Genomic DNA, 13,908 nt, shown 5'->3' on the forward strand with positions numbered 1-13,908 from the left:
GCGGGGCGCCGGCGGCGCGGGCGTCTCGCGCGGGGCGACGGCTGCCGCCTGCCGCTGCATCCCGAGGCCCGCGCCGCGCGCCTCGCGGGTCGCGATCTCCTTCAGCCGCATGGAGAGCTGCAGCGTGGTCGGCCGCTCCTCGGGCTGCTTGGCGAGGCACGCCCGCAGCAGCGGGCCCAGTGCGGCGGGCACGCCGCGCAGTTGGGCCTCCTCGTGCACCACCCGGTAGAGCAGCACCTCCGAACTTCCCTCACCGAAGGGCGACTCGCCGAGCGCCGCGTGGGCCAGGGTCGCCCCCAGCGAGAAGACGTCGGTCGCGGGGGTGACGGCCACGCCGCGCACCTGCTCCGGCGCCAGGAAGCCGGGGGAGCCCACCGCGGTGCCCACGTGCGTCAGGGTGGAGGCACCCGTCGCCCAGGCGATGCCGAAGTCGATGATGCGCGGACCCTTGGGCGACAGCAGGATGTTGGAGGGCTTCAGGTCCCGGTGCACCACTCCGGCCTCGTGGACCGCGACCAGCCCTTCGGCCAGCGCCGCACCGATCGCCGCGGTCTCGGCCGCCGGCAGGGGGCCGTCCGCCACCACCCGGTCGTGCAACGAGGGACCGGGTACGTACTGGGTCGCGAACCACGGCTTCGCCGCGTCGAGGTCGGCCGCCACCAGGCGGGCCGTGCACCCGCCGCGGATACGCCGGGCGGCGGACACCTCCCGGGCGAACCGGGAGCGGAACTCGGGATCCTCCGCGAGGTCCGGGCGGATCACCTTCAGGGCCACCCGCTGCCCGCGCCGGTCCGAACCGAGGTAGACCACGCCCATCCCGCCGGCCCCCAGGCGCCGGTGCAGCCGGAACGAGCCGACGACCCGCGGGTCCTCGCGCCGCAGCCGCATCATCGCCATGTCCATCCCCGTCGCCGGCCGGTAGCTCTGTCGCGGACAGCTTACGGACTGAGGGCCCGCGCCGCCGACAGGCCGCGCAGCCGACGCGCCCTTGGGGGACAACCCTGAGACGGCGGAGCGGGAGTCCACCTTCAGGACGACGCAGCGGCCCGCCCGTCATCCTCCCGGAGGCGCCGGGACGGTACGGCGGGCTGACGACGGCCGGGCCGCCCGCCGCCTAGCGTGGGAACCAGCGGCGGACGATCCGTTGTCCTCGCCCACGAGGGCGACCGCCCGCCGCGACCACGTGAGGACTCCCCGCGGCCCGGCCACGGTCGGGCGCAGGGGCAACGAGCAGGCGGCGAGCAGGAGGTGGCCGGAATGGCCCAGGTGGCACCCTCGGCGGCACCGGTGAGGGACCGGCCGCTGGAGTACGGCCAGGAGAACGGCCGACGCCACCCCCTCGTCGCGCTCGCCATGGTGCTTCCGTTCGCCCTCGCGCTCGCCGTGCTCTTCGGCGGCGTGGAGGCGGTCGTGACACAGGTGTCGTCCGTGGCCGGTGCGATCGGGTGGTGACACCCGGACCCGGAAGAGCGGCCGGGTCTGCTCGCACCGGATGACGGCCCCGTGGGGACGGGGGTGTCGGACGGCACGGTGGCCGGGGACCGGACAGGTCCCCGGCCACCGTCATCGCCGTGCGCCCCTCCTGCCCCGCGGCAACGGACCACTCGCACGAGCGATCCCGCCGCCGCAGCGCGCCGCCCCCGCAGGCCGACGCGGTGCAACAGCGCAGCGGCCGGGGAACCGTGGTTCCCCGGCCGCTGCCGGTGGTGGACGATACTGGGATTGAACCAGTGACCTCTTCCGTGTCAGGGAAGCGCTCTCCCGCTGAGCTAATCGTCCGGGAGGACGGTGCCGAAGCACCCGTGCGCGATACTGGGATTGAACCAGTGACCTCTTCCGTGTCAGGGAAGCGCTCTCCCGCTGAGCTAATCGCGCGGGTTGCCCCCGAGGGGGCGTGGTGGACGATACTGGGATTGAACCAGTGACCTCTTCCGTGTCAGGGAAGCGCTCTCCCGCTGAGCTAATCGTCCGAGGTGGAGACGGGATTTGAACCCGTGTAGACGGCTTTGCAGGCCGTTGCCTCGCCTCTCGGCCACTCCACCACGAGGGACAGGCCCTCGAGAGCGGACGACGAGACTCGAACTCGCGACATCCACCTTGGCAAGGTGGTGCTCTACCAACTGAGCTACGTCCGCATTGTCGTTCCGGTCCGCTTCCGCTTCCCGGCGACGTGGTGAACTCTATCCGATTCCGGTGACAGCTCAAACTCGGTTCCCCACGGGGCGTGCTGCGGACCGGGCCGCGGATCGTCCCACGCACCCCCGTCCTAGACTCGCTCGCGTGCACGAACTCGCCCCCATGGCCCGCTTCGGCGGCCTCCTCGCGACCGACCTCCGGGACGTCACCGACGACCCGGAGGCGCTGTCGTCCCACGGCTGGTGGGCGGTCGCGGCGCGGTACGACGGCGGGCTGGTCTGCGCGCGGTTCGGCGAGGTGCGACCCGCACCGGTCCCCGCACCGGGCCGCTGGCGGGGCCCGGCCACCGACAGCTGGCACACCTCGCTCGACCGCGACGCCTACACCGCGGGCGTGCGCCGGATCCGCGCACACATCGCCGCCGGCGAGGTCTACCAGGCCAACCTCTGCCGCGTGCTCTCGGCCGAGGTGGGGCCCGACGCCGACATCGACGCCCTGACCGCCCACCTGGCGCGCGGCAACCCCGCGCCCCACGCGGGCACCATCCGGCTTCCCCGCCACGGCGTCGAGATCGCCACGGCCTCCCCGGAGCTCTACCTGCGGCGCACCGGGGAGACCGTGGAGTCCGGCCCGATCAAGGGGACCGCGCCCACCGCCGGGGAGCTGCTCCCGAAGGACCACGCCGAGAACGTGATGATCGTCGACCTGGTCCGCAACGACCTCGGCCGGGTCTGCGCACCGGGGAGCGTCACCGTCCCCGAGTTGTGCGTCACGGAGAAGCACCCCGGCCTGGTGCACCTCGTCTCCACCGTGCGCGGCCGCCTCGCCCCCGGGGCGGGGTGGCCGGAGCTGCTGGAGCACACCTTCCCGCCGGGTTCGGTGACCGGCGCCCCCAAGTCCAGCGCCCTCGCCGTCATCGACGCCCTGGAGACCGCGCCGCGCGGGCCCTACTGCGGCGGCGTGGGCTGGGTCGACGCCGACCGCGGCACCGGGACACTGGCGGTCGCCATCCGCACCTTCTGGATCGACCGCCCGGCGGTCGGCCCACCGCAGCTGCGGTTCGGCACCGGCGCCGGCATCACCTGGGACTCCGACCCCGACCACGAGTGGCGTGAGACGGAGCTCAAGGCGGCGCGACTCCTCGCCGTCGCCGCGGGCTGAGCGTCGCCGGACGGGCGCGCTGCGGGCCCCGGGCATCCGTCGGGAGCGCGTCCTAGGCTGGAGCCGGCGGCCACCGCGCCCGGCCCCGGCCGGGCGCGCCACCCGGCCGCCGACCGACAGCGGCGAGGCGAGGCACTCATGCGGATCTGGCTCAACGGCACCCTGCGGACCGAGCAGGAGGCGGGCGTCTCCGTCTTCGACCACGGGCTCACCGTGGGCGACGGCGTCTTCGAGACGGTGAAGACCGTGGACGGCGCGCCGTTCGCGCTCACCCGGCACCTGGAGCGGCTCGCCCGGTCCGCCGCCGGGCTCGGCCTGCCCGCACCCGACCTGGACGAACTGCGGCGCGCCTGCCACGAGACGGTCGCCGCGTCGCCGCATCCGCTGGGCCGGCTGCGGCTGACGTACACCGGCGGCCGGGGCCCGATGGGCTCGGACCGCGGCGACACCGTCGACCCCACGGTGCTCGCCGCCCACTTCGCCATCGCGCGCCGCCCCGACACGACCTCCGCCGTCACCGTGGCGTGGACGCGGAACGAGCGCGGCGCCCTCAGCGGCCTCAAGACCACCTCCTACGGCGAGAACGTCGTGGCGCTGGCCGCGGCGCGCGCCCGCGCCGCCAGCGAGGCGATCTTCCCCAACACCACCGGAGCGCTCTGCGAGGGCACCGGGACGAACGTGTTCGTCGTGCTCGACGGCGTCGCCTGGACCCCGCCGCTCTCCTCGGGAGCCCTCGCGGGCGTCACCCGGGCCCTGGTCCTGGAGTGGACCGACGCGCGGGAGGCCGAGCTGCCGATGGACGCCCTGAACCGCGCCGAGGAGGTCTTCCTCACCTCCACCACCCGCGACGTGCAGGCGGTCGCCCGCCTCGACGGCCGCGACCTGCCGGGAGCGCCGGGCCCCGTCACCGCGGCGGCGATGCGGGTGTTCGCCGAGCGCGCCGCCGCCGACATCGACCCCTGACCTGCGGCCCGGCAGCGCCGGCGTCCGTGATCCCCGGCAGGGGCTGGCCCGCGGCGGCGGGGGTGCGCAAGGATGCGGAGGTGACGACCACGCTGCGACCCACCGGTCCCGAGGAGCGCGACGCCGCCGGCGGCCGCTCCCGCCGCTACGCCATCTCGGTCAACGGCCGCCCCGCGGGCCGGCTCCACCTCGCCGCGGACCCCGGCGGCTCCCCGGTCGGGCGGGTCCTCGAGCTGGTGGTGGACCCCGCGGACCGCCGCAGGGGCCGCGGCACCGCGGCGGCCCTCGCCGCCGAGGAGGTGTTGCGCGGCTGGGGGTGCACCAGCCTGGAGGCGCGGCTGGACGCCGGAGCCACCGCCGCGCACGGCCTCGCCGACCAGCTCGGCTGGGTCGAGCGGAGCCGCAACATGGTCAAGGAGGTCGCCCCCGACGCCTCGGCGCCGCCGCTGCCCGCCGGTGAACGGGTGCGCGAGATGACCGCCGCCGAGTACCCGCAGTGGCTCGCCACGGAGCGTGAGGACTACGTCCGCGCCTGGACCGACCGCGGTCTGCCGCCCGTGGCCGCCGCCCGGCGGGCCGACAGCGCCTACACCCGGCTCCTCGCCGAGGGCCCGGTGACACCGGGGACGGTACTGCGCGTGCTGGAGGCCGGGGGAGAGCGCGCCGGCGCGCTGTGGGTGCGCAACGGGGGCGACCTGCCGGACGGCGCCGAGTCCTACGTGTACTCGGTGGCCGTCGCCCCGGAGCACCGCGGCCGCGGCCTGGGCCGGGCGCTGATGCTGGAGGCGGAGCGGGTCTGCGCCGCCGCCGGCCTGAGCCTGCTCGGACTGCACGTCTTCGCCGACAACACCCCGGCGCGGCGCCTCTACGACTCGCTGGGCTACCGCACGATCGCCCTGAACACGGTCAAGCCGCTCGGCTGAGCACCGCCTCGGCGATCTCCGCGATCCGCTCGCGCAGCCCCTCCTGGCTCGCGCCGCCGTCGAGCCGCTGCCCGTCGATGAGATAGGTCGGGGTCCCGGTGACCCCGAGCGCGGCACCCTCCGCCTGGTCGGCGTCCACCATCAGCATGTGCCGGCCGTCGATCAGCGCGGTGTCCATCTCCTCCGCGTCGAGCCCCAGTTCGGCCGCGAGCTCCAGCAGCACCGGCTGGCCGCGCTTCCCCAGGTCCTCGGTGCGCGCCAGCAGCGCCACGACGAACGCGTCGCCCCGGCCCTGGGCGTACGCCTCCTCCGCCGCCTGGGCGGCCGCGAGCGCGTGCTGGTGGCGAGGGAGGGGGAAGTGGCGCAGCCGGACGGCGAGGGCGTCGCCGAACCGCTCCCGCAACGCGGCGAGGTCGTTCTGTGCGAGATGGCAGTCCGGGCACTGGAGGTCGCACCACACGTCGAGGACGGCGGTTCGGGGGGAATCGTTCATGGCCGTATTCTCCCCGTCGGTCGGCGGGGTGGGGCGCACCGGGCGGTGCTGCCGCCGGGCGCCCGGTGCGGCTCACCCCGAAATGTCCCTGACATTCGGCCCGACGATGGCTCATCCGCGCTCGGCGCGGCAGGATGGAAGCATGCTTGGGATGCTTATTTACGCCGTCTGCGGCACGCTGAGCGCCGCGGGGCTCTGGTTCGCCTACCGCTCCTTCCGGCGCCGCCGCTACGCGACGGGGCTGCGCACCGCCTCCGTGGCGCTGCTGCCGATGGGCCTGGCCATGACGGGGGTGGTGCGGTTCGTGCTCAACATGACCTTCAACCCGATCGCGTGGGCCGGGATCGCTCTGGTCGGCCTCGCGGTGGTGCTGTTCCTGGTGGCCCGCGCGCTCGACGCCCGAGGTGTCCCGGACGGCGGCTCGGGCCCCAGCCCCGAACAGCGGCCGGCAGCCGCCCCCGCGGCGGCGGGCGGCGGGGAGATCGCGTCCGCCCCGCGGCGCGAGGCGCCCGCCCAAAAGACCGGGGGTGGCACCGGGACGGAGGACTTCTCGGACATCGAAGCGATCCTGAAAAAACACGGGATCTGACGAATTACCAGCCCCAGGGGGCCCTTTGGCTCTAGCGGGGGTCCGATCTGCGCCATGATCGCCGGGAGATGGCGCACAGAACACGGGGAGCGGTCTCCCCCCTCACGGCCGACCGTCCGTCGCTTCCCGGGCGGCGGGCCGGGCGACAGCAACGGGGCTGCCTCTTCGCCCTGGCACAGCTCCCGCTCATCATCTTCCTCGCGGTGATCGGGACCTTGTTGACCGTGGCGGCGGTCCACGACCTCTTCCTGCTGTGAGCCGGCTGCTGTGCGGCCGGCCGCGGTGGTCGGCCGGGGCCGGTCAGCGTGCCGCGTCCGCCTGGCGCTGCCGGGCCCGGTACGCCGCGACGTGCAGGCGGTTGCCGCAGGTGCGGCTGTCGCAGTAGCGGCGCGAACGGTTCCGCGAGAGGTCGACGAAGGCCCGGCCGCAGTCCGGTGCCTCGCAGTGCCGCAGCCGCTCCAGCTCGCCTGCCACCAGCAGGAAGCCCAGGGCCATGCCGCAGTCCGCCGCGAGGTGGTCGGCGAGCGAGGCGCCGGGGGCGAAGTAGTGGACGTGCCAGTCGTACCCGTCGTGGTCCGTCAGCTGCGGGGTGGTGCCCGCCGAGGCCACCATCTCGTTGATCAGCTCCGCGACCTCGCTGCCGGAGTCGGAGGCCAGCACGCGCTCGAACCGCTCCCGGGTGCGGAGCACGGCGGCGAGGTCGGCGTCGGTCAGCTCGGCCGGCACGATGCCGCTGACGGTGAGGGTGCCGACGAACGTCCGCAGCGCCGCCACATCGGGGAGGCGCTCGCCGGCGCCGGTGGCGGGGGCGGTGTTGAGGAGCTCGATCACGTGGCCCAGCGCGCACCGTGTGTCGTGGTTGATGAGCACCTGGTAGGTCTCCCGGTCCGGGGGCGCGGCGAGTAACCGGGAAACTCTAACGCGAGCGCCGGGTACGGCCGCGTGGTGGTGCGGCGGTACCCGGCGCTCGCGGGCCGGTGTCCGGCCCGCCGTCGCCCCGAGTTCGGACGGCGGGGCGGACGGCCTCAGCTCTCCGCGAGGATGTGCGAGAGCTCGGTGTCGAGGTCGAAGTGGCGGTGTTCGGTACCGGGCGGCACCGCCGCGTCGGTCCGCTTGAGGAAGGACTCCAGCGCTCGGGCGGGAGCCTCCAGCAACGCCTCGCCCTCGGGGGAGCTGAGGGCGATGCAGACCACCCCCTGACCGTGGCTGCGCGACGGCCACACCCGGACGTCACCGGTGCCGGTGGGGCGGTGGAGCCCCTCGGCCAGCAGGTCGCGGGCGAAGACCCACTCGACGGTCTCCTCCGCTCCGGTGTGGAACGTGGCATGGACGGCGTAGGGATCGCCGGTGTCATACCGCAGTCCTGCGGGTACGGGCAGTGACGACTCGCTCGATACGACGAGGCGCAGGTGCAGCTCGCAGCTGACCGTGGTGTTCATAGGCGCCAGTGCCTTTCGCTCAGTGTGCGCTCGGGGCTTCGCACGTCGGCGAGATCGATGTGCCACGTACTGGGGGGGTGTAAACCCTTGTGTGCCATTTGCGAGGTTTGAAGTCATTCGAATGGCGCAGTCTGTGGGGGGTCGGCTCCCCCGGAGGGGTGATTGCCACAAACGTTCGAGCAAGGTCTCTCATGGGTGAGAGAGCTGCGTCGGGGGTGGTGGGAGGCGGTGCGGGGCAGTGCTCGGTGTGGGGTAGTCTGTGATCACCGCAGCGGGCGATTAGCTCAGTGGAAGAGCGCTTCGTTCACACCGAAGAGGTCACTGGTTCGAACCCAGTATCGCCCACCGTGCAGGCCGAGGGGCCGGAGCTTCGCGCTCCGGCCCCTCGGTGTTTCCCGGTTTCCGCCCGGTCGGCTGAGCGGGCGCCCCGTGGACCGCTTCCCACCCGCGCCGCCGCTCGCTGGTCGCCGGTCGCCGCAAGGGGGCGGGTTTGGACGGACGGTGACCGGGCTGTATGGTTCTCACGTGCCGCAGGGCACCGACGCAGCGGGCGATTAGCTCAGTGGAAGAGCGCTTCGTTCACACCGAAGAGGTCACTGGTTCGAACCCAGTATCGCCCACCCCTGCGACAGCCGGTCCGTCAGCCGACGGGCCGGCTTTCGCGTGTGCACGACGGCCGCGCGGCGGGCCCGCCGGCCCCGCCCCGATACCGTTTCGCCCCGGGACCACCGCCTCGGTACGATTCACGCGGTCGCGGCGCCCGCCGCGGCGGCTGGGCCTGTGTTGAGGAGAGACCGGTGTCGGACGTCCGTGTGACCATCCATCGCGATTCCGAGCGGGAAGAGCGTGTGGTGACCACGGGCACCACCGCGGCCGCCCTCTTCGAGGGCGAGCGCTCCATCGTCGCCGCACGCGTCGGTGGTGAGCTGCGCGACCTGGCCCACGAACTGGCCGACGGCGACGAGGTGGAACCCGTCGGGATCGGCTCGCCCGACGGCCTGGACATCCTGCGGCACTCCGCCGCCCACGTCATGGCCCAGGCCGTGCAGGAGCTGTTCCCCTCGGCCCGCCTCGGTATCGGCCCGCCGATCCGCGACGGCTTCTACTACGACTTCGACGTCGAGAACCCGTTCCACCCCGACGACCTCAAGCGCGTCGAGAAGAAGATGCAGGAGATCATCAAGCGCGGGCAGCGTTTCGAGCGGCGCGTGGTCAGCGATGACGAGGCCCGTGAGGAGCTGGCCGCCGAGCCCTTCAAGCTGGAGCTGATCGGGCTCAAGGGCTCCGCGGCCGAGGCGGCGGACGGCGCGTCGGCCGAGGTCGGCGCCGGTGAGCTGACCATCTACGACAACGTCGACGCCAAGACCGGGGAGCTGTGCTGGAAGGACCTCTGCCGCGGCCCCCACCTGCCCACCACCCGGCTCATCCCGGCGGTGAAGCTGATGCGCTCCGCCGCCGCCTACTGGCGGGGCAGCGAGAAGAACCCGCAGTTGCAGCGGATCTACGGCACCGCCTGGCCCAGCCGCGACGAGCTCAAGGCGCACCTGGAGTTCCTCGCCGAGGCCGAGAAGCGCGACCACCGCAAGCTCGGCGCCGAGCTCGACCTCTTCTCGATCCCCGAGGAGATCGGTTCCGGCCTGGCGGTCTTCCACCCCCGCGGCGGTGTCGTCCGGCGCGTGATGGAGGACTACTCCCGCCGCCGCCACGAGGAGTCGGGCTACGAGTTCGTCTACACCCCGCACGCCACCAAGGGCACCCTCTTCGAGAAGTCCGGCCACCTGGACTGGTACGCCGACGGCATGTACCCGCCCATGCAGCTCGACGGGGGCCAGGACTACTACCTGAAGCCCATGAACTGCCCCATGCACCACCTGATCTTCGACGCGCGCGGGCGCTCCTACCGCGAACTCCCGCTGCGACTGTTCGAGTTCGGCACCGTCTACCGGTACGAGAAGTCCGGCGTGGTCCACGGCCTCACCCGCGCCCGGGGGTTCACCCAGGACGACTCGCACATCTACTGCACCCGCGAGCAGATGGCGGACGAGCTCGACTCGCTCCTGACCTTCGTGCTGAACCTGCTGCGCGACTACGGGCTCGACGACTTCTACCTGGAGCTCTCCACCAAGGACCCGGAGAAGTTCGTCGGCTCGGACGAGGTCTGGGAGGAGTCGACCGCAGCGCTGCGGCAGGCCGCCGAGAAGCAGGGGCTGGAGCTGGTCATGGACCCGGCCGGCGCCGCGTTCTACGGCCCGAAGATCTCGGTCCAGGCCAAGGACGCCATCGGCCGCACCTGGCAGATGTCGACCATCCAGGTCGACTTCAACATGCCCGAGCGGTTCGAGCTGGAGTACACCGCCGCCGACGGCAGCCGGCAGCGGCCGGTCGTCATCCACCGCGCCCTCTTCGGCTCGATCGAGCGGTTCTTCGCGGTGCTGCTGGAGCACTACGCGGGCGTCTTCCCGCCCTGGCTCGCACCGGTGCAGGCGGTGGGCATCCCGATCGGCGACGCCCACGTGCCGTACCTCCAGGAGTTCGCCACCGAGGCGAAGGTGAGCGGGCTGCGGGTGGAGGTCGACGCCTCCTCGGACCGGATGCAGAAGAAGATCCGCAACGCGCAGAAGCAGAAGACCCCGCTGATGATCATCGCCGGTGACGAGGACGTCGCCGCCGGAGCGGTCTCCTTCCGCTACCGCGACGGCACCCAGCGCAACGGGGTGCCGCGCGAGGAGGCGCTGGCCGAGCTCCGTGAACTCGTCCGGAGCCGCGCCCAGATCTGAGGGGGTGCGGGCGGCCGGCCGGGGACCCGAACGGTCCCGGGCCGGCCGCCCGTCCTATGCTGGCCGGCATGACGCGTGAGCCCGAGCAGCAGACCGGCGGCGGGGAACCGGACGGCTACCAACGCCTGTGGACGCCGCACCGGATGGCCTACATCCAGGGCGAGGGAAAGCCCACGGGGCCGGGGGCCGGTGACGGCTGCCCGTTCTGTGCGATCCCCGGTCAGGGCGACGAGGAGGGGCTGGTGGTCGCCCGGGGCGAGCTCGTCTACGCCGTCCTCAACCTCTACCCCTACAACTCCGGGCACCTGCTCACCGTGCCCTACCGGCACGTCGCCGACTACACGGACCTGACCGTGCCGGAGACCGCTGAGCTGGCGGAGTTCACCCGGCGGGCGATGCGGGCGATCCGTGCCGCGGCGGCGCCGCAGGGATTCAACATCGGCCTCAACCAGGGCGCTGTCGCCGGCGCCGGTATCGCGGCCCACCTCCACCAGCACGTGGTGCCCCGCTGGGGCGGCGACGCCAACTTCATGCCGGTGGTGGGCAGGACCAAGGTCCTGCCCCAGCTGCTCGCCGACAGCCGCGCGGCGATCGCCGCGGCCTGGCCCGCCTGAGACGACGGCCGCTGACGGCCCCGACCGCCCCGGCGGGCCGGGGGAGCGACGGGGACGGCCGGTGGCCCGGGGCACCGCCCCGCGACCACCGGCCGTCCCCGTCGCACGGCCGGTCTCACATGCCGTACTCGTCGGCCTTGCGCGGCTCGACCGCCTGCACCGCTCCGCTGAGCCCGGAGGCACGGGCCTTGAACTGCGACACGTCCACATTGTTCTCGGCCAGCACCTTGATGGCCGCCTGGTGGGCGACGCGCAGCACCGGAGTGGCCACGCGGAGCGCGTCGTCCGCCATGAAGCGGTGCCGCCACGGCTTGGTGGCCCAGACGTGCCGGACACCGAACGGCTCGGGCAGGCTCATCTTCCCGCCCAGCTCGTCGAGCTTCTTCGGGTTGAAGCGGGCCAGCGGCGCCCGGGCCGCCAACCGCACCGTCTCCTTGGCGTCCACCAGCGGCAGGCTCTGCGAGATCTTCTTCCACGGCTTGACCGGGTTGCGGTAACTGCGGCTCTTGCCCGCCGGCTTGCCGTAGAACCACGGGTGGGTCGGCCCCAGCGCGTGGCCGTTGACCTCGATCCGCAGCGTGCGGTGCAGCACCGTCACGCTGATCAGCATCGTGATGACCAACCCGCCGTCCCACAGCACGAACTGCACCCCGAGGTAGTGCCGGTCGTTGCTGTCGAACTGCTGCTCGTTGCAGATGCGCTGCACCTCGATGGCGTTGATGCTGTACGCCTCGACGTTGGGGCCGTCGGGGCGCGACACCGTCCCCGCACCCTCGCCGACGTGCCGCACCACCCAGTGCTTGATCTCCGGCGGCGACTTGAAGCCGCCGGTGTGCACCGGGGTGCGCTCCAGCATCCGGAGCTGGTCCTGCATGGCGCGCACGACGTCCCAGCTGCGGAACGGGTCGATGTCCTTGCCCGCCTCCGCCGGCACCAGGTCCTCCGCCAGCTGCCAGCTGCCCCACCGGACGCCCATGCCGAGGATGCCCTCGGGGCCCGCGTAGTGGGCGACGTTGGACTCCTGCTCGGCGGCGATCTTGGCCAACCCCAGCCGCAGCCGCTCGGCCTCCGCGTCGTTGGGGTTCTGCGGCACCGCCTCCGGGATCTTCGCCCCGGCGCCACCGCCGCCCGCCAGGTTGGCCCAGTGGGCGCGCAGGTTCTGCGCCGCCTGCTCGCTGATGCGCTTGGCCCACAGCCAGCCGATGATGGGTGCGGGCAGCACCAGCCACACGTACAGCTGGAGCAGCCCGTCGACCGGGAGCGTCACCACCAGCAGGACCGCCAGCACCGCCAGAGCGATCAGCGCCGCCGTCCCGATCGCCCCGGCTCGCTTGTCCTTGGAGCCGGCCAGCGTCCGGCGGGCCTGGAACAGCCCCAGCCACACCAGCACACCGGGCAGGAAGAGGACGCCGCACACCAGCATGATCAGCGTCAGCCGGTTGTCGCGCTGCGTCCTGATGCGCTTCGCCGCGATCGCGTGTTCCACCACGGTGTGGGGCTCCACACCGAAGGACTGGATGAGGGGCTTGCGGTCGGAGGCGAGCATCCGCGTCTCCACCGCGCGGGTGAACGCCTCGCCCAGGTTCGGTTCCAGCAGCGAGATCTTCGGGTCGGAGACCGCGGCCTTGCCGTTCGGATCCTTGATCGACGCGGCCTCCCCGTCGCGGTAGGCCGTGGCGGCGAGCGCCGAGCCCGCGGCGGTCTGGCCGTGACCGGCGCCGGACAGCGGCACCTGCGCGCCGGGGCTGAAGTCGAAGTCCACCCCCACCGAGCGTTTGAGCTCCTCCAGGCCCGCCATCGCTGCACCCCCTGCTCGGGATCGGTTCACGTCCGCGTCCGGTCGGTCCCAACGGCCCCTGTACGAGCGGGCGTCGACCGCCGGCCCCGACGAGCCGGGCACGGCACCAGACCCAGGGTAGCCGCGGCGGGCCCCGCACCGGGCCGATCGCGGGAACCCCGTCCGGAACCGTCCGGAACCCGCCCCCGCGGCGCTGCCGCCCCGTGGTGCGGAGCGCCGTCGGGAGGGGGCACCGACCCGGTCCGGGGACCGGCTCCGCGAGCGCCCGGCGCCCGGGCCGGCCCGTCCGCTGGCTACGATGGGGCCGCCGGTGGCCGAACGACCACGCGGCCCGCCCCGAGCTGTTGGGAAGACCATGCTCAACAAGTACGCGCGTGCCTTCTTCACGCGTGTCTTCACCCCCCTCGCCGCGCTGCTGATCCGGCTGCGCGTCAGTCCGGACGTGGTCACCCTGGTGGGCACCGGCGGCGTGATGGCGGGGGCACTGGTCTTCTACCCGCGCGGCGAGTTCTTCTGGGGCACCGTCGTCATCACCCTCTTCGTGTTCTCCGACCTGATCGACGGGAACATGGCGCGGCAGCTCGGCCGTTCCAGCCGCTGGGGCGCGTTCCTCGACTCCACGCTCGACCGGCTCGCCGACTCGGCGATCTTCGCCGGGCTGGCGCTGTGGTACGCGGGCCGGGGCGACGACCTGCTGCTGTGCGGCCTCGCCATGTTCTGCCTCGCCTCCGGCCAGGTGGTCAGCTACACCAAGGCGCGCGGCGAGTCGATCGGGCTGCCGGTGCGCGTCAACGGGCTGGTGGAGCGGTCCGAGCGGCTGGTCATCACCCTGGTCCTCACCGGTCTGTCCGGGTTCACGATCTTCGGCGTGCCCCACATCCAGGTGCTGCTGCCGATCGCGCTGTGGGTGGTGGCCGTCGGCAGTCTCGTCACCCTCGTCCAGCGGGTCGTCACCATCCGCCGGGAGGCCGCCGAGGCCGACGACGCCGAGGCGCCACGGCTGGAGGCGGCCGCC

14 protein-coding genes and 7 tRNA genes are annotated in these 13,908 nt (G+C 73.2%); 11 read left to right on the forward strand and 10 right to left on the reverse strand.

The features are described 5' to 3' along the window. The coding region (locus HCN52_RS14505) for a serine/threonine-protein kinase (protein ID WP_245175153.1) at positions 1-903 on the reverse strand (903 nt) is incomplete at its 3' end. Between the two features lie 354 nt (positions 904-1,257). Between HCN52_RS14505 and HCN52_RS14510 the strand changes: the two genes are divergently transcribed. Next, positions 1,258-1,452, forward strand: coding sequence for a hypothetical protein (locus HCN52_RS14510; protein ID WP_168088874.1), 195 nt, complete (start codon positions 1,258-1,260; stop codon positions 1,450-1,452). 252 nt (positions 1,453-1,704) lie between these two features. On the opposite strand, the gene HCN52_RS14515 is transcribed toward HCN52_RS14510, so the two are convergent. The 5 genes from HCN52_RS14515 to HCN52_RS14535 form a co-directional block, all read right to left on the reverse strand. After that, positions 1,705-1,779 (reverse strand) — tRNA-Val (locus HCN52_RS14515). 24 nt (positions 1,780-1,803) lie between these two features. Then, positions 1,804-1,875 (reverse strand) — tRNA-Val (locus tag HCN52_RS14520). 20 nt (positions 1,876-1,895) lie between these two features. Continuing rightward, positions 1,896-1,970: transfer RNA gene (locus tag HCN52_RS14525), tRNA-Val, on the reverse strand. Position 1,971: 1 nt separating this feature from the next. After that, a tRNA-Cys gene (locus HCN52_RS14530) sits at positions 1,972-2,042 on the reverse strand. 20 nt (positions 2,043-2,062) lie between these two features. Continuing rightward, positions 2,063-2,135, reverse strand: a tRNA-Gly gene (locus tag HCN52_RS14535). A 145-nt stretch (positions 2,136-2,280) separates the two neighbouring features. Here HCN52_RS14535 and HCN52_RS14540 point away from each other — a divergent pair. The 3 genes from HCN52_RS14540 to HCN52_RS14550 all read left to right on the forward strand — a co-directional run bounded on the left by HCN52_RS14540 (position 2,281) and on the right by HCN52_RS14550 (position 5,183). After that, positions 2,281-3,297 carry a chorismate-binding protein gene (locus tag HCN52_RS14540; RefSeq protein WP_168088875.1) on the forward strand — a complete coding sequence of 339 codons (1,017 nt, stop codon included), beginning with the start codon at positions 2,281-2,283 and terminating at the stop codon, positions 3,295-3,297. 138 nt (positions 3,298-3,435) lie between these two features. Continuing rightward, positions 3,436-4,260 carry an aminotransferase class IV gene (locus HCN52_RS14545; RefSeq protein WP_168088876.1) on the forward strand — a complete coding sequence of 275 codons (825 nt, stop codon included), beginning with the start codon at positions 3,436-3,438 and terminating at the stop codon, positions 4,258-4,260. A gap of 80 nt (positions 4,261-4,340) precedes the next feature. Further along, a complete protein-coding gene (locus HCN52_RS14550; protein ID WP_168088877.1) occupies positions 4,341-5,183 on the forward strand; it encodes a GNAT family N-acetyltransferase in 843 nt (280 codons plus the stop codon). On the opposite strand, the gene HCN52_RS14555 is transcribed toward HCN52_RS14550, so the two are convergent. Then, positions 5,167-5,676, reverse strand: a complete 510-nt coding sequence (locus HCN52_RS14555; RefSeq protein WP_168088878.1) for a DsbA family protein — start codon at positions 5,674-5,676, stop codon at positions 5,167-5,169. The two genes, HCN52_RS14550 and HCN52_RS14555, sit on opposite strands and share 17 nt — an antisense overlap. Before the next feature lie 151 nt (positions 5,677-5,827). Between HCN52_RS14555 and HCN52_RS14560 the strand changes: the two genes are divergently transcribed. Continuing rightward, complete coding sequence (locus tag HCN52_RS14560; RefSeq protein WP_168088879.1) at positions 5,828-6,265, forward strand: hypothetical protein; 438 nt, start codon at positions 5,828-5,830, stop codon at positions 6,263-6,265. A 68-nt stretch (positions 6,266-6,333) separates the two neighbouring features. Beyond that, positions 6,334-6,522 (forward strand): hypothetical protein, encoded by a 189-nt coding sequence (locus tag HCN52_RS14565; RefSeq protein ID WP_168088880.1) that lies wholly within the window; start codon positions 6,334-6,336, stop codon positions 6,520-6,522. 43 nt (positions 6,523-6,565) lie between these two features. Here HCN52_RS14565 and HCN52_RS14570 read toward each other — a convergent pair whose 3' ends face one another. Together HCN52_RS14570 and HCN52_RS14575 are read right to left on the reverse strand one after the other, a co-directional pair. Beyond that, positions 6,566-7,135: a CGNR zinc finger domain-containing protein gene (locus HCN52_RS14570; RefSeq protein WP_168088881.1), complete on the reverse strand. Its 570-nt coding sequence runs from the start codon at positions 7,133-7,135 to the stop codon at positions 6,566-6,568. Positions 7,136-7,290: 155 nt separating this feature from the next. Continuing rightward, on the reverse strand, positions 7,291-7,704 hold the full coding sequence (locus HCN52_RS14575) for an SsgA family sporulation/cell division regulator (protein ID WP_167931486.1): 414 nt from the start codon (positions 7,702-7,704) through the stop codon (positions 7,291-7,293). Positions 7,705-7,977: 273 nt separating this feature from the next. Between HCN52_RS14575 and HCN52_RS14580 the strand changes: the two genes are divergently transcribed. The 4 genes from HCN52_RS14580 to HCN52_RS14595 all read left to right on the forward strand — a co-directional run bounded on the left by HCN52_RS14580 (position 7,978) and on the right by HCN52_RS14595 (position 11,095). Continuing rightward, a tRNA-Val gene (locus HCN52_RS14580) sits at positions 7,978-8,049 on the forward strand. Between the two features lie 203 nt (positions 8,050-8,252). Continuing rightward, positions 8,253-8,324, forward strand: a tRNA-Val gene (locus HCN52_RS14585). A gap of 177 nt (positions 8,325-8,501) precedes the next feature. Continuing rightward, on the forward strand, positions 8,502-10,481 hold the full coding sequence (gene thrS / locus HCN52_RS14590) for a threonine--tRNA ligase (protein ID WP_168088882.1): 1,980 nt from the start codon (positions 8,502-8,504) through the stop codon (positions 10,479-10,481). A 56-nt stretch (positions 10,482-10,537) separates the two neighbouring features. After that, positions 10,538-11,095: an HIT family protein gene (locus HCN52_RS14595; RefSeq protein WP_168088883.1), complete on the forward strand. Its 558-nt coding sequence runs from the start codon at positions 10,538-10,540 to the stop codon at positions 11,093-11,095. Positions 11,096-11,210: 115 nt separating this feature from the next. Here HCN52_RS14595 and HCN52_RS14600 read toward each other — a convergent pair whose 3' ends face one another. Beyond that, positions 11,211-12,893: an AbeC-like domain-containing protein gene (locus tag HCN52_RS14600; protein WP_168088884.1), complete on the reverse strand. Its 1,683-nt coding sequence runs from the start codon at positions 12,891-12,893 to the stop codon at positions 11,211-11,213. 298 nt (positions 12,894-13,191) lie between these two features. Between HCN52_RS14600 and pgsA the strand changes: the two genes are divergently transcribed. Then, the coding region (gene pgsA, locus HCN52_RS14605; RefSeq protein WP_168088885.1) for a phosphatidylinositol phosphate synthase at positions 13,192-13,908 on the forward strand (717 nt) is incomplete at its 3' end.

It is taken from the genome of Streptomyces bohaiensis, assembly GCF_012033785.1.
In the GTDB taxonomy this organism is placed as follows: Bacteria; Actinomycetota; Actinomycetes; order Streptomycetales; family Streptomycetaceae; genus Streptomyces; species Streptomyces bohaiensis.